The sequence below is a fragment of the Vibrio mediterranei genome, assembly GCF_013364395.1.
GTDB lineage: Bacteria > Pseudomonadota > Gammaproteobacteria > Enterobacterales > Vibrionaceae > Vibrio > Vibrio mediterranei.
Map to the genome: position 1 here is coordinate 1 of NZ_JABXGK010000005.1, position 19,413 is coordinate 19,413.

A 19,413-nucleotide genomic window follows, 5' to 3' on the forward strand; every position below is an offset into this window, starting at 1 on the left:
CTCAATGAATACTGACTTTAAACTACCTTAGTAATCTAAAGCTATTATCGTTCCAACAGAACGATAATGAATTGACTGTGCCAAGTCTTTCGACTTGATTGGTCACTCAGTTCATTGAAAACCTAATTTGAAACCGAAGTTTCTAATTTGATTATCATCAACGAGTGCCCACACAGATTGATAGGTTTATATTGTTAAAGAACAGTACTTCAATGGACTAAACTATTGTTTTTAAGCTTTTCAGCTTTCCGTTGAAGTGGGCGGCCATTTTAACTAGATAACTTGTCGTGTCAACCACTTTTTCAAATTATTTTCGTTAAGGCTTTTGCCCTTCCAGACCTTTCAGGCTCTTGCTTTGCTGCCTTCCCGTCTGGTGGTGCGCATTATAGGGAGTTCCACTTTTGGCGCAACCCCTTTTTTAATATTTTTTGGAAAAAAAGCGCTTTTGCTGAAAATTGCATCATAAAAGCAAAAGGAGAGTATAAAAACTCTCCTTTTGGCCACAAAACTCTAACATTTAGATAAATGCGTAAGCATCACCAAACATATGATCAGACTTTGCTTGCTTGGATTGCGTGAACTGCTCACGAGCGGCACCAGCCATTTCAAATCGGCCTGCTATATAGATATCAAAATCCGCTAACGTCTCAAAATCTTCACTCACAGCTTGCAACACATTACCTTTTTTCCCAGACCACTCCACTGACGCATCTTCAATAACCGGAATGAACTGAATACGTTGATGCTGCTTAGCAATTTCCATCAGCTCTTTTTTGGCATAGAGCTGAGCTTCATCGCGACCGCCCCAGTAGAGGTGGATCGGCTGTTCGATATTTTGGCTGATGCAGTGATCAAGAATCGAGCGCACATAGCTAAACCCAGTACCGCCAGCAATCAATAGTATAGGTCGCTGGTTATCTTCACGAATCCAAGCCTCACCATGAGGTGCATCAATAGTGATGTCACCACCGTTCGCTAGCGCTTGTTTCATTGATTCGACGACTTCGATAGCGTAAGCATTATGCTCAGCCGCACCAATATGGAGTTCGATCTCGCCTTCGTGACGACAAGGGCTACTAGCAATAGAGAATGGGCGCTTATCTGCTTCTCCCATTACTACCATTAAATACTGACCAGCTTTAAAGCTCACTGGTTGCTCCGGGTGCAGCAAGATTTGATAGGTGTTTGCTGCTAAAGGCTCAATCGACTTTACTTTACATTTTACTGTCATGTTTTATCTCTTTTATTCGTCACTGAAAGTAATCACCAGATCGCTTTCAGCATAAGCAAGGCAAGAGAACATCCAACCTTGCTGTTTTTCTTTTTCAGTTAACATTGGCTCTAAGTCATAACTGACTTGTCCTGACTCTATTCGACATAAGCAAGAAGCACAGGCCCCGACTCGGCATCGATGTGGAAACGCGAGGTTTTGGTTGAGCGCTGCCTCTAAGATGGTTTCCCCATCACTCACCTTAAATTCAAGATTCTGAGGCTTTAGCCTTACATGCTTGGTCATAAGATATTAAGCTGATCCCAAATAGCATCTATCTTCTCGACCAACTGCGGATCTTTCTTTATTGGAATACCCCATTCCCGCTCAACTTCTGTTTCCAACTTGTTGGTGGCGTCTAATAGTGCTCGAGAACTCACATCGTTAGTCATGACAGTATCACGAGCAGGATCCATTCTTGTAGTAATTGCCCAGATTACGTCATTCCAGTCTCTAACATTGACGTCTTCATCACACGCTACCATAAACTTAATGTCAAAGTAGCAAGCAACCAATTCAGCAATACCCTTCATTACTTCCACGGCCTGACCTGCGCGTTGCTTATTTAATGTTAGTAACACCATACGACTTGAACCTGTTCCAGGCGCAACATACAAATCTATAACTTCAGGATACTGAGCAACTATCTCGCTTTTCAATGCATTTTCGTCAAATGCATGAGCGGTTTCGATGGTACCTGAAGGTCCAAACTTATTCTCACCAAGAGCAACTTCTGCATCCCACTTTATCGTCGCATCCAATCCCATCTTGGAACCAAGCCCAACAACCGGAGAGGCAAAGTCCAACGAGTCAATGGGGGTGCTTTCAATCATCAACGTATCTCGACCTGGCAACATATGCTCATTCATGGCCTGAGTGACATCAGTCCAATTACGAGCATTAACACTCTCATCGCACACAATGACAAACTTGGTATACATAAATTGTCGCAGGAATGACCACACTCCCATCATCACTCGTTTAGCATGACCGGGATATTGCTTCTTCATTGTCACCACTGCCATGCGGTACGAGCAACCTTCCGGTGGAAGATAAAAATCTTCTATTTCAGGAAATTGCTTTTGTAAAATTGGCACAAAGACTTCGTTAAGCGCCACACCTAATACGGCAGGTTCATCAGGTGGACGTCCAGTATACGTGCTGTGATAGATAGGATTCTGACGCATAGTAACGTGAGTTATGGTAAACACGTGGTGTTTTTCTACTTCGTTGTAGTAACCCGTGTGATCACCATAAGGTCCCTCATCCGCAAACTCATTCGGGTCAATGTAGCCTTCAAGAACGATCTCCGCACTCGCCGGAACCTCTAAATCGTTACTGATGGATTTGACCACTTCAGTTTTTTCACCCCGTAATAAACCAGCAAACGCGTACTCTGACAACGTATCTGGTACAGGAGTTACCGCCCCTAAGATAGTGGCGGGGTCAGCACCGAAAGCAACCGATACTGGAAAAGGTTTACCTGGATTGGTTTCCATCCAATCACGCAGGTCCAACGCTCCACCTCGGTGAGCAAGCCAACGCATGATGATTTTATTCTTGGCAATCTTTTGTTGACGATAAATGCCCAAGTTTTGTCGTTTCTTATTTGGCCCTTTGGTTACGGTCAGACCCCAAGTGAGTAATGGCGCAACATCGTCTGGCCAGCAGCTCATTACTGGAATTTTGTCAAGATCGACCTCTTCACCTTGCCAAACTATTTCTTGGCACTTTGCCTTGCGTAGTCTTTTAACTGGCATATTGAGGACTTGTTTAAAGACAGGAATCTTATCGATCGCATCTTTAAACCCTCTCGGTGGCTCAGGCTCTTTTAGGTAAGCCAATAACTTACCTACTTCACGAAGCTCCGAGACTTGCTGGCGCCCCATCCCAATGGCTACTCGTTCAGAAGTACCAAATAAATTTGTTAACACAGGAACATCATAGCCAATGGGGTTTTCGAACAACAATGCCGGCCCCCCCGCTCGTAATGTGCGGTCACTGATCTCAGTCATTTCATAGTCTGGGTCGACAGGGTGAGAAATGCGTTTAAGTAGCCCTTGGCTTTCCAAGTGCTGAATAAAGTCTCGTAAATCCTTAAAATTCATAGGGGTAACATCGCCTTGAAAGATGCACGCATTATATACGCAAACCCACCTATGAGTGAAATTTGCGCTTCAAACACTGGACGAAACTAGTTGGACAACGCCTGCAGAATTAAGCTAGCTTTTACTTGGCTATTTGACGAAGCGACATCTCTAACCCAACCACTATGACCATTTTGCGCTAATTGAGTGGCAACGAAACTGGCATCATCAACACTTGTCATACGGGCGACAAGAAAATTCTTTACGTTTTCAGGCAATGGATTAATGCTTGCCAATTCTGTAATGGCTTGTTGTTTTAAGCTAGGGTTACGGGATGCTAACATGATCTGATGCATCGCAAATGGAGACTTCACTTGAGCCAAACGTTCAAGCTCAGCTTGGCTATGGTAGTCTGCACGCATTTTCCACAGCAGTTCATACAACTTTTCATCCTGATTGACCTGCGCCATACGCACCAATACTCGAGTTGAAGGTAGCCATTCTGTAATCGTTGCTTCAGTCAGTTGCTTGGTCAAATAGGCGTTGGCTTCTGGTGACAAACTATCAAACTCACGAACTAATAGATCTTCACGAATTTGTCTATCGTAATCCGTCCCTTCAGATAACCAGTCTCGCAAAACAAGCTCTTCTCGCTCGACTTGTAGTATGAACTCTAAAGTTTTTTGGTCGCTATTCCAGCTTTTGATAAGACGCGCAGAGATGGCAGGATAATTAAAGGCGGGTATCGAAAACTCGTAACCATCGCCACGCTCCAGCATAGTATAGGTCGTAGGAAGAGATTTCTGACTTTTTACGAAAATCGCCATTTTAGGCGTCAAGATGATGCTGCGCTGCTCGATTTCTTGCAACAGCACATACCGAGCTACCTCTTGTTGAGGTAGAGCTAAACGATTGAGAGCAAACTTTAATCCGTCAATATCGTCCTTCATCACCAGATCCATATATTCAGTGACTTTCTGCTGAACAATAGGATTGCTGATCCATTGATTGACTTCTTGTTGCGTCATCTCCTTCGACGCGAATGCTGGCTGCGACAACAACGCAGCAAATACTAGGAGAAGAGACGCTAACCATCCTTGTAGCATATTAACCTCCTGTTAACACTTTTGATATTGTGCGCTGGAAAGAGGTTAAGTGCAAACAAAAACGCCACCCATATTGGGTGACGTTTAAAATCTGAGATTTGCTGTCAGCTTAAAATGTATTACTGACGACGCATCGCATCAAAGAACTCATCGTTCGTCTTCGTCATTGCTAACTTATCAATGAGGAACTCCATTGCGTCTGTTTCGCCCATAGGGTGAACAATCTTACGTAGAATCCACATTTTCTGTAGCTCATCCGACTTAGTCAGTAGTTCTTCGCGACGTGTACCTGAACGGTTGAAATCGATCGCAGGGAAAACACGTTTTTCAGCAATCTTACGGTTTAGGTGCAGTTCCATGTTACCTGTACCTTTAAACTCTTCGTAGATAACTTCATCCATCTTAGAACCAGTATCAACTAGTGCCGTTGCGATGATAGTTAGGCTTCCGCCTTCTTCTACATTACGAGCCGCGCCGAAGAAACGCTTTGGACGATGCAATGCGTTAGCATCAACACCACCAGTAAGAACCTTACCAGAAGAAGGTACTACTGTGTTGTATGCACGCGCTAGACGAGTGATAGAGTCTAGTAGGATAACCACATCTTTCTTGTGTTCAACAAGACGCTTCGCTTTCTCAATCACCATCTCAGCAACTTGAACGTGACGAGATGCTGGCTCATCAAACGTCGATGCAACAACTTCACCTTTAACTAGGCGCTGCATCTCTGTTACTTCCTCTGGACGCTCATCGATAAGTAGAACCATCAATTCACATTCAGGGTGGTTGTGAGCGATGCTCTGAGCGATGTTCTGAAGCAACATTGTCTTACCCGCTTTTGGCGGAGCAACAATCAGACCACGCTGACCTTTACCAATTGGTGATGCAAGGTCAAGAACACGAGCGGTAATATCTTCTGTTGAACCGTTACCACGCTCCATTGTCATACGCTCATTCGCATGCAGAGGTGTTAGGTTTTCAAATAGAATCTTATTACGTGCGTTATCAGGTTTGTCGTCATTAACCGTGTTAACTTTTAGCAGAGCAAAATAGCGCTCACCGTCTTTTGGTGGACGAATTTTACCAGCGATTGAGTCACCTGTGCGAAGGTTAAAACGACGAATCTGACTTGGAGAAACATAAATGTCGTCTGGACCCGCAAGGTACGAGCTGTCTGCGCTACGCAGGAAACCAAAACCGTCTTGAAGAATCTCTAAGACCCCGTCACCAAAGATATCTTCACCACTTTTCGCATGGGCTTTTAAGATGGCGAAAATGATGTCTTGCTTACGCAGACGAGCTAAATTTTCCAGACCAAGAGATTCGCCAAGTTTAACGAGCTCAGAAACAGGTCTGTTCTTCAATTCTGTTAAGTTCATTGTGGTGGATGTTTGTTTAGTCAAAATAGGATCTGTTTTGTTGTTAAGAAGGATTTGGTCTCAGGATCGACCAAGAAGTGAACACTTGTTTATTTAACGTGCGATAAATTATCACTAAAACTGAGTCTAGTCTAGCTTTGAAAAAAACAAAACCGTGTATTTGTTAAGATACACGGTTTTCGTTACTTTTCATTATAGATTCGCATCCAAGAACTCTTTAAGTTGAGTCTTTGATAGCGCACCAACTTTCGTTGCTGCTACGCCACCGTCTTTGAAAAGAAGTAGCGTTGGGATACCGCGAATACCAAACTTAGGTGGAGTACCTGCGTTTTGGTCAATGTTAAGTTTACCGATAGTGAGTTTGCCTTCGTACTCATCTGCGATTTCATCGAGGATTGGGGCAATCATTTTACAAGGACCACACCACTCCGCCCAGAAGTCAACAAGAACCGGGCCTGCAGCGTTAATTACGTCAGTTTCAAAACCGTCATCCGTCAGCTGCAAAATCTTTTCACTCATCTTTCACTCCGATATTTTTTGTATTGATGAGATAATCACCAACAATTAGATCTCCTATTGGAATGTATTTACCTTCGTATTGCAAGCTTAAGCTGATATTCTATACCGATGAAAAAGACGCATATCACAGAGCAAAAGTTCGCCGAATTAGATTTGCAGCCGCAAATCATTGAAGGATTGGAAAAAAAAGGGTTCGAGTATTGTACCCCTATCCAAGCCTTGGCGTTGCCGGTACTGCTCGCCGGCCGAGATATTGCAGGACAGGCCCAAACCGGGACTGGAAAAACGCTTGCGTTTTTAACTGCTACTTTTAATCACCTACTAACAACGCCAGAACATGATGGCCGCAAGCCAAACCAACCGCGTGCGATTATCATGGCTCCGACTCGCGAACTTGCTATCCAGATCCAAAACGATGCCAAACCGTTGATTGAGAGTACAGGGCTAAAGACTGCACTCGCCTACGGCGGCGACAGCTACGATAAGCAGCTCGCTAAACTCGAAGAAGGCGTCGATATCCTTATCGGTACCTGTGGTCGTATTATCGATTTCTACAAACAGCGTGTTTTCAATCTCAACAACATTCAAGCAGTGGTATTGGATGAAGCCGACCGCATGTTCGATCTTGGTTTCATTAAAGACATTCGCTTTTTGTTCCGTCGCATGCCTGAGCCAAAAGACCGTTTGAACATGCTGTTCTCTGCAACATTATCTTATCGCGTTCAAGAACTGGCATTCGAACACATGCACAACCCTGAGCACGTCGTTGTCGAGCCAGAGCAAAAAACTGGTCACCGAATTAAAGAAGAGCTGTTCTACCCATCGAACAATGAAAAAATGGCTCTGCTACAGACTCTCGTGGAAGAAGAGTGGCCAGACCGCGCTATCATCTTTGCTAACACTAAACACAAGTGTGAGAAGGTTTGGGGGCACCTAGCTGCCGACGGCCACCGTGTCGGCCTGCTGACTGGCGATGTTCCTCAGAAGAAACGTGAGAAAATTCTAGAGCAATTTACTCGTGGTGATGTCGATATTCTGGTTGCGACCGATGTGGCAGCTCGTGGTCTGCATATTCCTCAAGTAACTCACGTATTCAATTACGACTTGCCTGACGATTGTGAAGATTACGTTCACCGTATTGGCCGTACTGGCCGTGCTGGTGCAAGTGGTCACTCCATCAGCTTTGCTTGTGAAGAATACGCGATCAATTTGCCAGCAATTGAAGAGTACATTGAGCACCAAATCCCCGTCTCAGACTACGATTCCAGTGCACTACTTACAGAACTGCCTGCGCCACTAGTTCTGAAAAGCCGTAACTCAGGTCAGCGCCGTACCAACACTGGTGGCTCAAGACCGTCAAACAGAAAGCCTCAAAGAAGGCCAAGAGCGCAACGATCTTAACAGGAAGTAAGCAGTATTTATGAGTCTCGCAGTGAATTCTTCGCCACTCTACGCTGCCATTGATTTAGGCTCCAACAGTTTCCATATGTTGGTGGTTCGTCATATTGATGGCAGTGTTCAAACGATGGCTAAAATTAAACGGAAAGTTCGTTTAGCCGCTGGTCTAGATGCCGAGTTAGCGCTTAGCCAAGAAGCGATGCAACGCGGTTGGGAATGTTTAAGCCTCTTTGCGGAAAGGCTACAAGACATCCCGAAAGAAAATATCCGTATCGTTGGGACCGCGACTCTGAGAACCGCGACTAATGTGGATGTTTTCTTAGAGAAAGCCAATGACATTCTTGGTTATCCAATACAAGTCATCTGTGGTGAAGAAGAAGCTGCAACCATCTACAAAGGTGTCGCCCATACCTCGGGCGGGACTGGCCGTAGATTGGTGGTCGATATTGGTGGCGCAAGCACAGAGCTTATTATTGGTGAAGGTTTTGAGCCTAAAGCTCTCACCAGTCTAAAAATGGGCTGCGTGACTTGGCTTGAGCATTACTTCAAAGACCGACAGCTTAATAAAGCTAACTTTGAACGTGCCATTGAAGGAGCTAAGCAAGCACTCGCACCGATTCTCGACAATTACCAGCGTATTGGTTGGGATGTTTGTGTTGGCGCTAGTGGTACCGTGCAAGCTCTACAAGAGATCATGCTGGCTCAAGGTATGGATGAAGTCATCACTCATGCCAAACTAAAGCGTCTTCAAAAACAAGCCATGCAAGCCGATCATTTGGAAGAGCTGGATATCGACGGCCTAACTCTAGAACGCGCACTAGTATTCCCTAGTGGTTTGTCCATTCTGATTGCCATCTTTGAACTTCTTAACATTGACTCTATGACACTGGCCGGAGGCGCACTGCGCGAAGGCATGGTGTATGACATGGTCGAAGAGTTGCAACAAGATGACATCCGTGCTCGAACCATCAATAGCGTTCAATCGCGCTGTCAGTTAGATGTGGAATATGGCGAACAGGTCGCAACTACGGCTCTGCAACTGCTCAAAGATTGTGGTGGTGATACCTGGCTCGAGGAGCCACAAGCACCAGCTTTGCTTGAATGTGCATCCAAGCTTCATGAAATTGGTCTTACTCTTGACTTCAAAAAGGCTGGCGAACATAGTGCGTACTTACTAACCAACTTAGATTTACCGGGTTTTACTCGTGCACAAAAACACCTGTTAGCGGAAGTTGTACGTCGATATAAGGATCAGCTTAGTCCTTTGCCAGCACAACATGCGCTGTCAAATAAAAGTGCCGAGCGTGTACTACGACTATTACGTTTAGCGGTAATTATCACTCATAGACGTAAGCGAGAGTTACAGCCGAATATCTCAGTAGCATGCAAAGATAATCGACTTACCCTTTCGATAGATAAACTGTGGCTAGAGCAAAACCCATTGTCTGCAGCAGAATTAGAAATTGAATCGAACCGTCAGTCCGACATGGGTTGGCCGCTCGACATTCAAGCGCTATAACAGATAGTACGAAGATTAAAAAAAATCCCGAACATCACAGGTTCGGGATTTTTTTATTTGTCTGCCGATTAGGCGTTCACACCAGTAACCGAAATATTCGGGTTTACAGCGGTTAACTTCTTCACTAAGAAGTTCAATAGCACACCATACATAGGCACAAATAAGCCTAGGCTGATCACTAACTTAAAGCCGTAGTCGACTAAGGCGATTTCTGTCCAATGTTCAGCCATAAATGGATCTGGACTCTGGTAAAACGCGATAGCAAAGAAGGCTAAGGTATCAAGCGCATTACCAAATAGTGTCGAACAGGTCGGTGCCACCCACCATTGCTTCATTTGACGTAAGCGGTTGAATACATGAACATCAAGAATCTGTCCTAATAGATATGCCATAAAACTTGCCGCCGCAATACGCGCGACAAACAAGTTAAACTCTCCCAGATGACTCAATCCTTGAAACTGGCCTTCAAAGAACAGTACCGATAGCGCATACGACACCGCTAAAGCTGGCAACATAACTAGGAAAATGATTCTACGCGCTAACCCAGCACCGAAAATACGGACAGTCAAGTCGGTCGCTAAGAAGATAAAAGGAAAAGTAAAAGCGCCCCAAGTGGTGTGGAAACCAAAAATAGTAAAGGGTAGCTGCACTAGATAATTACTGGACGCAATAATCACTAAGTGAAAGAGAACTAAAAATGTTAGGGCTTTGCGCTGTTGCGCAGGAGAAAACGGGCTCATATTGTACCTTTTTCGTTTTGCTTGGGGTTGAGGGAACCCAAGGTGAGGCACAGCCTCTGGTTACTAAAATTAAGTGTTTGTTGGCTACTTAAGTAGCGGCGGGCGATTATACATTAATCAATTTTAGGTGCAATAGTTCGATATAGAGCAAACGTTTACTGATGAAAATAGACTAGAATCCGCGTCGAAATATACTCGCAAGAAAATCAAATTCGTCTTTGCTACCAGTAACATCTAGCGCCTCAAACCACATGAGTTCACTGTAATGCTCGCCCTTTAATAACATTCGGCAGCCTTCAAAATCCACCAGCCACGTGTGAATATCCGCATCCCATTGTTTCTCAACCACAGTGGCAGATAACTGAGCAACTAAAGAACTGGCTATGGTATCAAAACTGTCAAAATCAAAGCTTGGTGTAACAAGCACCAACTTCCCTTCCGCCTCGATATAATCTCGCAAACCAAAATCAGCCATGTTGGGTCAAATGCTCCTGTATTAGATCAAGGAAAGGGTCAGCATACTTCTCTAATTTACGTTCACCAACGCCGTTCACTGCCAGCATTTCACCGTAAGAGGTGGGCAGTATTTCTGCCATATCAATCAGGGTTGCATCACTGAAGACGACATAAGGAGGTAAACCATCTTCGTCGGCAATCGACTTACGTAGCTTACGCAGTTTGGCAAACAGCTTCTTATCGTAATGCTTAGAAGCAAGTTTGTCAGATTTGGCACTTCGTGCAGCCGTATCCAGTCGAGGCACTGCCAACTCTAGGCTGTTTTCTCCACGTAACAGAGGGCGTGCCTCTTCGGTCAGCTGCAATGTCGAGTTTCGGGTGATATTTTGGCTAAGCAAACCTTTGTGTATTAGCTGCCTAAATATGCTCACCCAGTAATCATGACTATGATCACGTCCAATGCCATAAGTCGTCAGCTTGTCGTGTCCATGTTCACGAATACGAATGTTCGACATACCACGCAACACTTCAACCACATAGCTAATACCAAAGCTCTGGTTGACACGATAGACACAAGACAACGCTTTTTGCGCTTCTTGCGTCGCATCAAAATGTTTCGGAGGGTCGAGACATATATCGCAGTTGCCGCATGGCTTCTCACTATACTCACCGAAATAATTCAACAGCACTTGGCGTCGGCATGTCTGCGCTTCAGCAAACGCATTCATGGCGTTGAGCTTATGACTTTCTACCTGCTTTTGTGGCCCTTCTTCTTTTTCATCCAACATACGGCGCAGCCAACCAATGTCGGCAGGGTCATAGAGCATCATTGCTTCTGCTGGCAATCCATCACGCCCCGCTCGCCCAGTTTCTTGGTAGTAAGACTCAATATTACGAGGAATATCAAAATGCGCGACGAAACGCACATTGGGTTTGTTAATCCCCATACCAAAGGCGACTGTCGCAACAACTACTTGAATATCATCACGTTGAAACGCGTCTTGGACATAGGCTCTTTCATCCATATCCATGCCAGCATGATAGCCTGCAGCACGCACATGGTTGGCGCACAGCTTCTCGGTCAACATCTCGACTTTCTTACGGCTGCCGCAATAGATGATGCCACTGCCTCCTTTATTCTCCCCTAAGAAGCGCACTATCTGAGAAACTGGCTTATGTTTCTCCACTAGCGTATAGCGGATATTAGGACGGTCAAAACTGCCAAGATATTCATGGGGATTATTGAGATTAAGACGGTGGATAATGTCTTTACGAGTTGCATCATCTGCAGTGGCAGTCAGCGCCACCATAGGAACAAAAGGGAACCACTCCTTTAAACGGCCTAAGGCTGCATATTCTGGCCTAAAGTCATGTCCCCATTGAGAAATACAGTGCGCTTCATCGACCGCTATCATCGACAACTCAAGATGCTCTAGACGTTCAATGAAGTCGTGCATTAACACTCGTTCTGGCGATACGTAAATCAGCTTCAGTTGACCGTTGTTCATACGGCGGTAGATATCAATCAGGGTTTCTTTAGATTGGGTTGAGTTAATGCACTCAGCAGCAACGCCATCGGCCTTTAACTGATCCACCTGGTCTTTCATTAGTGAAATTAGTGGAGAGATCACCAGCGTAATACCACTACGAACTAAGGCCGGAATCTGATAACACAGAGATTTACCACCACCTGTGGGCATAATGACTAGGCCATCATTGCCTTCAATGGCGCTATCGATAACTTCCTGCTGTCCGGGACGAAATTCTTGATAGCCGAACACCGATTCCAAAACAGACTGTGAACTTGGTTGAGATTCAGATTGTTCAGCAAGTAACACAGCGGTCATGCAATATCCCGAGAAAATGGTAGGTCGAAAACGCTACATTGTAGAGATGTTCCTATGGGAAAGAAACTCATAATCATGGCCAACACTAATAAAAAACGTCCGCTAAACGCGCAATAATTAGTCCAATGGATGACAACACGTTATACTCAAGACCTTTCCTCCCTTTATGGCCTTCATGGCCCGCTCTTGAGAAAATTTGCATGTCACTAGAAGAACAACAAAAAGCCAAACATGGCGTACTATTAGCGATCGGTGCCTATACCATGTGGGGTATTGCCCCTATTTACTTCAAAGCGCTGTCTGAAGTATCGCCGCTAGAGATTTTAAGTCACCGTGTTATTTGGTCGTTCTTTTTATTGACTGCACTACTGCATTTTGGCCGTCGTTGGCGCAGTGTGAGAGACGTATTTCGTTCTAAAAAAAAGATGGGCTATTTGATCACAACCGCTTTGCTCGTCGGTGTGAATTGGCTGATTTTTATTTGGGCGGTAAATGCAAACCACATGCTTGATGCTAGCCTTGGTTATTACATCAATCCATTGATTAATGTGATTCTAGGGATGTTGTTCTTAGGAGAGCGACTAAGAAAGCTACAGTGGTTTGCAGTCGCTCTGGCAACCATCGGAGTACTGATTCAACTTATTGCCTTTGGCTCGGTACCTATTGTTGCCCTTGCGCTAGCGATGAGCTTTGGTTTGTATGGTTTATTAAGAAAGAAGGTCAGTTTGGATGCACAGACGGGACTGTTTATCGAGACCTTAGTCATGCTGCCAGCTGCCGCAATTTATGTGTTGTTCATTGCCAGCACCCCAACCTCAAACATGTTGGCAAATCCAGCCACACTGAACATACTGTTGATTTCTGCCGGCATTGTGACCACACTGCCTTTGTTGTGTTTCACGGGTGCAGCGACACGTCTGAAGCTATCGACACTCGGCTTTTTCCAGTACATCGGCCCTAGCTTGATGTTCTTGCTAGCCGTGCTGGTTTACGGTGAAGCGTTCACTTTAGACAAGGCACTGACGTTCGGCTTTATTTGGGGTGCACTGGTCGTGTTCAGTTTTGATGGCATTAAAACCAGCCGAACCAACAAAAGAATTAACGCTCAGTAATCCTACAGGGTGTCCGTTTTTTACAAGACGCTTATGCCTCTGAACGATAAACTGACACCATTGGATTGATATTAGGAGGTTGTTTTGCAGCAGATTAGTTACCTGTCTTCGCCAATCCCTGATATCAATTTAATCAGTGGTTGTTACAAAGAGTTTGCGTTTCAGAAACACTATCATCTCGATTATCATTTTGGCTTGATCGTCAATGGTCAACAGCAGTTTCATTTAAAAGGTCAAAGCTATACCAGTGGGCCTGGAGACTTGGTATTGATGCCACCGGATGAATTGCACGATGGCCAAGCTCGCTTTGATGAAGGCTATGAAGTCAAAGTGCTTGCTGTATCACCACAGTGGTTATCACAACTCAAGCCCAGCAACCACCAAGGTCAATTGGGCTTTCACAGTCCAATTGTTCAAGAGCCAATGCTGTTTCGTGCCTTACTTAACACCCACTTAGCGTTGAGTGATGAAAACATCAGCGCTCTCGCGCGTGATTGTTTACCGCATGAAAGCTTTGAGCAACTGCTCAATAGGCACGCTAAACCAACTTGTGCTTATGTACAACCTATTGGTACTAAACAGCTAACTCAAGTTCGTGACTATGTGATGAGCCATCTTGACCAACCAATCCGTTTGGAGCAGTTGGCTAAATTGTGCGACCTCAGTGAAAGGCAATTCCAGCGCCTTTTTAAGCAAGCGACGGGCATGTCTCCACACGCTTGGTTAACTCGCCTTCGCTTGGAAAAAAGCATGGCGTTAGTTAAAGCTGGTCAGCCCTCCGCTCAAGTTGCATTGCAAACTGGCTTTTATGACCAAGCGCACTTTAGTAAGGCTTTTCGTAGCGTCTACGGCATTTCACCTTCCCATATCAACTAACAAGCTATATCCAACATGAACGAAATCACAATCCTAATGACACTGGCAACAGTTCATTTCATTGCCCTCATGAGCCCTGGGCCCGACTTTGCTTTAGTGGTACAAAATGCCACGCGGTTTGGTCGTCAGACTGGCTTCTACATCGCTTTAGGCTTGTCATTTGGCATCTTATTGCATTCCATCTTAAGTTTAACTGGTGTGAGCTATGTCGTTCACCAACACCCAACACTGTTTGCGATGGTCCAAATCGCCGGTGGTAGCTATCTGCTCTATCTGGGAATCGGTGCATTACGCTCTGTAGTTTCACGCTGGGGATTGCGCCACCAGCCAGCGGAGTTAGCTAACGACCCGAGTTTATTACTATCGAGTCGACGACAAGCTTTCTCTCGAGGCTTTACAACCAATATCCTCAATCCTAAAGCCTTGGTGTTTTTTATTAGTTTGATGTCGACGTTGGTGCCATCTTCTATGTCGGTTCCAGGTAAATTGATAGCGTTAGCCATTCTATGGTCATTATCTCTTGCGTGGTTCTCATTTTTAGCTTGGGCACTTTCGACAAAAGGTATGCAACGTAAGTTAGGATCCGCCTCAATCTACATTGATGCTTTGTGTGGATTGCTCTTTTCTGGCATTGGTTTGACGATCTTATTGCAGGTTCTGCTGTCGCTGTAAGAGCAACTTACTCCATTCGACACTCTTCGTGTAAGAGATCTCTCACAAAGCGGTAGGTCATTATCGCTTTGTACTCCAAGACTTAGACCAAGACTAACGATAAGTTATTGATTTTAAATAATTGTCGATTTTTCTCATTGATAAGATACGGGACTTTTTCGCCTCAACGCGATTGCTCTAAAGCGAGTATCATTTAATATTAACCATGTCGGAAGGAATCTGACACGGAACAGGAAACGCTCAGGGATTTGGGCATCTTCAGGAAGAAGATACGGTTATTCAGGATGAATGGTCGGCACGGAAAGCAAATTGGACATTGAATGGACGCAATAGTAACTAGGATGGTTACTACTAAGGAAAGACAATGGACACCTCTGGATGAGGCAAGGACTTAACATCAGGAAGATGTCAGGGACACCGCTCAGGGATCAAGTGAAGTGCGCTAACGAGGATTGTTAGCAGGTCAGGATAAGACCAATGGACACCGCTAGGAAGGCGACGAAAGGAATACGCTGAAGGAATACAGCACACTATCAAGGATTAGATGCATGGAGCACCTATAGTAGCCGGATTGCTGCGAGTAAGACCATAACCCCGCAGGGCGTAAGCCCTCGGGGTTTTTCTTTATCTGTATCCCAGGTTAGAACTGAACTCGTAAAGCACAAATAAAAAAAGCAGCCTGAGCTGCTTTTTTAGTATTTGGATCATGGGGAACCTAAAGCTGTTCAAGCTTCGCGTATTGAGTAACCAACCACTTAATCCCTTCGCCATTAAAGGCTACTTGAACTCGACTTTGCGGCCCACTACCTTCAAAGTTAATAATCGTTCCTTCGCCGAATTTCGGGTGCTTCACTCGCGCTCCCAAATTAAATCCGGTTTCATTGAAGTTGTTCTTCACCTCAGTTTGACTGAATCGCCCCGAGCTTGTTGGTCTGCTGACCTGTGCTTTCATCCGTACTTCTTGCAGACATGTCTCCGGCAGTTCACGAATAAATCGCGATGGCTTGTGGTATTTGTCTTGACCGTACAGACGACGCATTTCTGCATAGGTTATAAAGAGTTTTTCCATCGCACGCGTCATACCTACGTAACACAAGCGGCGCTCTTCCTCTAACCTGCCCGCTTCTTCTGCTGACATCTGACTTGGGAACATGCCTTCCTCTACCCCAACCATAAATACCATTGGGAACTCTAACCCTTTAGCACTGTGGAGCGTCATTAATTGCACTGCATCATCAAACTCATCTGCCTGACCTTCACCCGCTTCGAGGGCGGCGTGGGTTAGGAATGCGGTCAGCAATGTCATATCTTCAGCCTCTTCCGGCTTTTCGAATTGACGAGTTGCGGTAACCAGTTCCTCCAAGTTTTCAATACGTGCCTTGGATTTCTCACCTTTTTCCTGCTCATACATCAAGAACAAACCTGAGGTTTTGATAACATGATCGGTTTGCTCATGCAGTGCTGATTCAAAGGTATCGTCTTCTAATGCATTAATAAGTTCGATGAAACGCGATAACGCTCCTGCTGCGCGCCCGGCAAACACCTTCTCTTCCAGTAGTGCATTACTCGCTTCCCATAATGTCGCACCGCGATCTCGCGCAGCGAAACGAATGGTATCCAGTGTTTTATCTCCAAGGCCACGAGTTGGGGTATTTACGATACGTTCAAACGCCGCATCGTCATTGCGGTTGGCAATCAATCGTAGGTAACCAAGTGCATCTTTGATTTCTTGACGCTCGAAGAACCGCATACCACCGTAGATTCGATACGGCAGTTGAGCTTGAATAAGCGCTTCTTCTAAAACACGAGACTGGGCGTTATTTCGATATAGCATCGCGCAGTCCGTTAGACTACCGCCTGTTTCCTTCCATTCTTTGATTTTATTGACCGCAAAACGCGCTTCATCTAGCTCATTGTAAGCAGAGTAAACCGAGATTTTTTCGCCTTCATTACCGTCTGTCCACAGCTCTTTACCCATACGCTCTGTGTTATTGACGATCAGTTCATTGGCAGCTTCGAGAATGGTCTTAGTTGAGCGATAATTCTGCTCGAGACGAATGGTTGTCGCACCCAAATATTCATCGAGGAATTTCTGGATGTTCTCGACTTTAGCGCCGCGCCAGCCATAAATAGATTGGTCATCATCACCAACAATCATCACCTTACAATCAGGGCCCGTCATCATTCGTAGCCAAGCATATTGAATGTTGTTGGTGTCTTGGAACTCATCCACCAAAATGTGTTTAAAGCGAGCTTGATAGTGCTCGCGAACAAACTTGTTGTCACGTAGTAGCTCATGAGCGCGCAGCAAGATTTCGGCAAAATCCACCAGCCCTGCTCGATCGCACGCTTCTTGATAGGCGGTATAGATTTGCAAATAGGTCTTCGTTACAGGATCTTGATAGCTATCAATGTGTTGAGGCCTCAAACCTTCATCTTTCTTACCATTGATCCACCATGCAGCCTGACGTGCTGGCCACTGTTTCTCATCTAGATTCTGAGCTTTTATCAATCGCTTCAGTAGGCGTTGTTGGTCATCAGAGTCTAGAATTTGAAAATCTTCTGGCAGCTTCGCATCGAGATAATGAGCGCGCAGTATACGATGGCAAATACCATGGAAAGTACCGTTCCACATCCCCGACGAACTGCCCATCATCAACTCTTCGATTCGCCCTCTCATCTCTGCAGCAGCTTTATTGGTGAAGGTCACTGACATGATGGAGAACGGAGAGGCATTTTCCACCGACATTAACCAAGCGATACGGTGAACAAGTACGCGTGTTTTGCCACTACCAGCACCAGCTAGCACCAACATATGCTCTAAAGGAGCTGCAACAGCTTCACGTTGTTTGTCATTAAGGCCGTCGAGAAGAAGAGATGGATCCATGATACTTAGCTACTGGTTATTTATACATATCGATTGATTATAACTCAAACAGTGTTCTGGTTTCAGAAAAATATCAGTTTTTTTATTTTGATTTAAATTCTTTAAAATCAAGTAAATAAAATAATATTTAACACTTTTTTAAATATTTTGTGAATAAATTGAAAGATTTTCGAAGCCCTTCCTATCCTATTGAATAAGCAAGTCGCAACTAAGCGCTTGTGAAAAGAAACCACAAGGATCAAGTCTCGAGGAAGTTACTATGAAAACTACAAATCTAGCTATCACTGCTGCAGTTACCGGTCTAATCGCTCTAGGTGGCACTATGCTTACTGCCGCTCCAGCTCATGCTGCAGAAAAAGAGAAATGCTACGGCGTATCAAAGGCAGGTAAAAATGACTGTGCTACAAAAACAAGCTCATGTGCTGGTACAGCCAAAGAAGATAATCAAAAAGACGCGTTTGTCGTGGTACCAAAAGGGCTATGTGGCAAGCTTACAGGTGGTAGTACTGAATCTGCATAGAAAGCCTCCAAAGCCGAAAGCAATACTGCTTGCAGCTTAGCTTATTTGTAACTTTGTTTGTTCATCCATTTTCAAGTTACAAGCTACACGAAGGGGCGTCATCGAGCGCCCTTTCACTTTTCTACAGCTTACTCACAATACGCAACAGATCAGGGAGATCACAATGGATCGAAGTCAGGCATTTCAATTAGTCGGTGTGGGTCTACGTACACCTCACCTCGACTACTTCGAACACAATGCTAATCAAGTTGGTTGGTTAGAGATTCATAGTGAGAATTACTTCCAAACAAACAGCACGGAGTATCAGCAGTTATTGGCAATTCGAGAACAGGTAGAGATAAGCTGTCATGGTATTGGCTTGTCACTCGGCTCTACCAGTAAAGTCAACCAATCGCATTTACTGTCACTCCAACAATTAATCCGTGAAATCCAGCCGTTCGTTGTTTCCGATCATCTAAGTTGGAGTGAGCATGGTGGTCACTATTTCAATGACCTATTACCTCTGCCTTACACTGAAGAAGCACTACAACTTTTTTGTCGTAATGTGCAGCAGGTTCAAGACGCCATTCAACGCCCACTGTTAATAGAGAATCCGTCTAGTTATCTTCGTTTCAATCATTCGACGATTCCCGAGTGGGAATTTCTGGCGGAAGTACAGCGGCAAACAGATTGTCGTTTATTACTCGATCTAAACAATGTGCACGTCTCCTGCTTCAACCATCAGTACGATACTAATCAGTACTTAGCGGCCATTGACCCTACCACTGTCGACGAAATTCATCTAGCCGGATTTACTCGTAAGCAATTAGAGCAAGGAGAGATTTGGATTGATACACACAGTGCCCGAGTGTCCGATGAAGTTTGGCAGATCTATAAAGACTGGAATCGTATTAATACACCAGTTCCAACTTTGATCGAATGGGATTTAGACATCCCTGCTCCGCAAGTTCTATTAGAAGAAGCCAATAAAGCCATCGACATCTTACTTGAAGTTCCCCTTACTCAAACGCTAAGGAGTGCATAAC

Annotated in this window: 17 protein-coding genes; 7 read left to right on the forward strand and 10 right to left on the reverse strand. The window is 44.8% G+C overall.

Annotated features, from left to right (window positions below):
• Positions 1 to 517: 517 nt before the first annotated feature.
• The 6 genes from fre to trxA form a co-directional block, all read right to left on the reverse strand.
• Complete coding sequence (gene fre, locus HOP38_RS15745; RefSeq protein ID WP_198558459.1) at positions 518 to 1,231, reverse strand: NAD(P)H-flavin reductase; 714 nt, start codon at positions 1,229 to 1,231, stop codon at positions 518 to 520.
• Positions 1,232 to 1,243: 12 nt separating this feature from the next.
• Positions 1,244 to 1,516 (reverse strand): 2Fe-2S iron-sulfur cluster-binding protein, encoded by a 273-nt coding sequence (locus HOP38_RS15750; protein ID WP_031495008.1) that lies wholly within the window; start codon positions 1,514 to 1,516, stop codon positions 1,244 to 1,246.
• Entirely contained in the window at positions 1,513 to 3,378 is a 1,866-nt protein-coding gene (ubiD, locus tag HOP38_RS15755) for a 4-hydroxy-3-polyprenylbenzoate decarboxylase (RefSeq protein ID WP_198558460.1), read from the reverse strand. Before ubiD ends, HOP38_RS15750 begins: the two co-directional genes overlap by 4 nt.
• A gap of 86 nt (positions 3,379 to 3,464) precedes the next feature.
• A complete protein-coding gene (locus tag HOP38_RS15760; RefSeq protein WP_006074572.1) occupies positions 3,465 to 4,463 on the reverse strand; it encodes a hypothetical protein in 999 nt (332 codons plus the stop codon).
• Between the two features lie 119 nt (positions 4,464 to 4,582).
• Positions 4,583 to 5,842 (reverse strand): transcription termination factor Rho, encoded by a 1,260-nt coding sequence (gene rho, locus HOP38_RS15765; protein WP_006074575.1) that lies wholly within the window; start codon positions 5,840 to 5,842, stop codon positions 4,583 to 4,585.
• A 192-nt stretch (positions 5,843 to 6,034) separates the two neighbouring features.
• Complete coding sequence (gene trxA / locus HOP38_RS15770) at positions 6,035 to 6,361, reverse strand: thioredoxin TrxA (RefSeq protein ID WP_006074576.1); 327 nt, start codon at positions 6,359 to 6,361, stop codon at positions 6,035 to 6,037.
• A gap of 108 nt (positions 6,362 to 6,469) precedes the next feature.
• On the opposite strand from trxA, the gene rhlB reads away from it, so the two are divergent.
• Together rhlB and gppA are read left to right on the forward strand one after the other, a co-directional pair.
• Positions 6,470 to 7,762 carry an ATP-dependent RNA helicase RhlB gene (gene rhlB, locus HOP38_RS15775; RefSeq protein ID WP_006074578.1) on the forward strand — a complete coding sequence of 431 codons (1,293 nt, stop codon included), beginning with the start codon at positions 6,470 to 6,472 and terminating at the stop codon, positions 7,760 to 7,762.
• Positions 7,763 to 7,781: 19 nt separating this feature from the next.
• Entirely contained in the window at positions 7,782 to 9,278 is a 1,497-nt protein-coding gene (gppA, locus tag HOP38_RS15780; RefSeq protein WP_006074579.1) for a guanosine-5'-triphosphate,3'-diphosphate diphosphatase, read from the forward strand.
• Positions 9,279 to 9,346: 68 nt separating this feature from the next.
• On the opposite strand, the gene HOP38_RS15785 is transcribed toward gppA, so the two are convergent.
• The 3 genes from HOP38_RS15785 to recQ form a co-directional block, all read right to left on the reverse strand.
• The gene (locus HOP38_RS15785) at positions 9,347 to 10,018 is read right to left on the reverse strand and encodes a 7-cyano-7-deazaguanine/7-aminomethyl-7-deazaguanine transporter (protein WP_006074581.1); all 672 of its coding nucleotides are present in this window, start codon (positions 10,016 to 10,018) and stop codon (positions 9,347 to 9,349) included.
• A 172-nt stretch (positions 10,019 to 10,190) separates the two neighbouring features.
• The gene (locus HOP38_RS15790) at positions 10,191 to 10,493 is read right to left on the reverse strand and encodes a DUF3630 family protein (protein WP_031494152.1); all 303 of its coding nucleotides are present in this window, start codon (positions 10,491 to 10,493) and stop codon (positions 10,191 to 10,193) included.
• Positions 10,486 to 12,321 carry an ATP-dependent DNA helicase RecQ gene (gene recQ, locus HOP38_RS15795; protein WP_006074583.1) on the reverse strand — a complete coding sequence of 612 codons (1,836 nt, stop codon included), beginning with the start codon at positions 12,319 to 12,321 and terminating at the stop codon, positions 10,486 to 10,488. Before recQ ends, HOP38_RS15790 begins: the two co-directional genes overlap by 8 nt.
• A gap of 200 nt (positions 12,322 to 12,521) precedes the next feature.
• On the opposite strand from recQ, the gene rarD reads away from it, so the two are divergent.
• The 3 genes from rarD to HOP38_RS15810 all read left to right on the forward strand — a co-directional run bounded on the left by rarD (position 12,522) and on the right by HOP38_RS15810 (position 14,981).
• The gene (gene rarD / locus HOP38_RS15800; RefSeq protein WP_124940438.1) at positions 12,522 to 13,433 is read left to right on the forward strand and encodes an EamA family transporter RarD; all 912 of its coding nucleotides are present in this window, start codon (positions 12,522 to 12,524) and stop codon (positions 13,431 to 13,433) included.
• Positions 13,434 to 13,517: 84 nt separating this feature from the next.
• Complete coding sequence (locus tag HOP38_RS15805) at positions 13,518 to 14,309, forward strand: AraC family transcriptional regulator (RefSeq protein WP_088876433.1); 792 nt, start codon at positions 13,518 to 13,520, stop codon at positions 14,307 to 14,309.
• Between the two features lie 15 nt (positions 14,310 to 14,324).
• Positions 14,325 to 14,981, forward strand: coding sequence for a LysE family translocator (locus HOP38_RS15810; protein ID WP_124940439.1), 657 nt, complete (start codon positions 14,325 to 14,327; stop codon positions 14,979 to 14,981).
• A 715-nt stretch (positions 14,982 to 15,696) separates the two neighbouring features.
• Here the strand turns inward: HOP38_RS15810 and uvrD are convergent.
• Complete coding sequence (gene uvrD / locus HOP38_RS15815; RefSeq protein WP_198558470.1) at positions 15,697 to 17,871, reverse strand: DNA helicase II; 2,175 nt, start codon at positions 17,869 to 17,871, stop codon at positions 15,697 to 15,699.
• Positions 17,872 to 18,127: 256 nt separating this feature from the next.
• Between uvrD and HOP38_RS15820 the strand changes: the two genes are divergently transcribed.
• Both HOP38_RS15820 and bufB read left to right on the forward strand, forming a co-directional pair.
• On the forward strand, positions 18,128 to 18,388 hold the full coding sequence (locus HOP38_RS15820; protein WP_006074592.1) for a BufA1 family periplasmic bufferin-type metallophore: 261 nt from the start codon (positions 18,128 to 18,130) through the stop codon (positions 18,386 to 18,388).
• Positions 18,389 to 18,551: 163 nt separating this feature from the next.
• Entirely contained in the window at positions 18,552 to 19,412 is an 861-nt protein-coding gene (gene bufB / locus HOP38_RS15825) for an MNIO family bufferin maturase (protein WP_198558461.1), read from the forward strand.
• Position 19,413: the final 1 nt, after the last annotated feature.

Coding starts and splice junctions, on each gene's coding strand:
- recQ (WP_006074583.1), bottom strand. CDS start 12,321: ATGACCGCTGTGTTACTTGCTGAACAATCTGAATCTCAACCAAGTTCA.
- gppA (WP_006074579.1), top strand. CDS start 7,782: ATGAGTCTCGCAGTGAATTCTTCGCCACTCTACGCTGCCATTGATTTA.
- HOP38_RS15790 (WP_031494152.1), bottom strand. CDS start 10,493: ATGGCTGATTTTGGTTTGCGAGATTATATCGAGGCGGAAGGGAAGTTG.
- fre (WP_198558459.1), bottom strand. CDS start 1,231: ATGACAGTAAAATGTAAAGTAAAGTCGATTGAGCCTTTAGCAGCAAAC.
- rarD (WP_124940438.1), top strand. CDS start 12,522: ATGTCACTAGAAGAACAACAAAAAGCCAAACATGGCGTACTATTAGCG.
- HOP38_RS15785 (WP_006074581.1), bottom strand. CDS start 10,018: ATGAGCCCGTTTTCTCCTGCGCAACAGCGCAAAGCCCTAACATTTTTA.
- HOP38_RS15820 (WP_006074592.1), top strand. CDS start 18,128: ATGAAAACTACAAATCTAGCTATCACTGCTGCAGTTACCGGTCTAATC.
- HOP38_RS15810 (WP_124940439.1), top strand. CDS start 14,325: ATGAACGAAATCACAATCCTAATGACACTGGCAACAGTTCATTTCATT.
- bufB (WP_198558461.1), top strand. CDS start 18,552: ATGGATCGAAGTCAGGCATTTCAATTAGTCGGTGTGGGTCTACGTACA.
- trxA (WP_006074576.1), bottom strand. CDS start 6,361: ATGAGTGAAAAGATTTTGCAGCTGACGGATGACGGTTTTGAAACTGAC.
- ubiD (WP_198558460.1), bottom strand. CDS start 3,378: ATGAATTTTAAGGATTTACGAGACTTTATTCAGCACTTGGAAAGCCAA.
- HOP38_RS15750 (WP_031495008.1), bottom strand. CDS start 1,516: ATGACCAAGCATGTAAGGCTAAAGCCTCAGAATCTTGAATTTAAGGTG.
- rho (WP_006074575.1), bottom strand. CDS start 5,842: ATGAACTTAACAGAATTGAAGAACAGACCTGTTTCTGAGCTCGTTAAA.
- rhlB (WP_006074578.1), top strand. CDS start 6,470: ATGAAAAAGACGCATATCACAGAGCAAAAGTTCGCCGAATTAGATTTG.
- HOP38_RS15760 (WP_006074572.1), bottom strand. CDS start 4,463: ATGCTACAAGGATGGTTAGCGTCTCTTCTCCTAGTATTTGCTGCGTTG.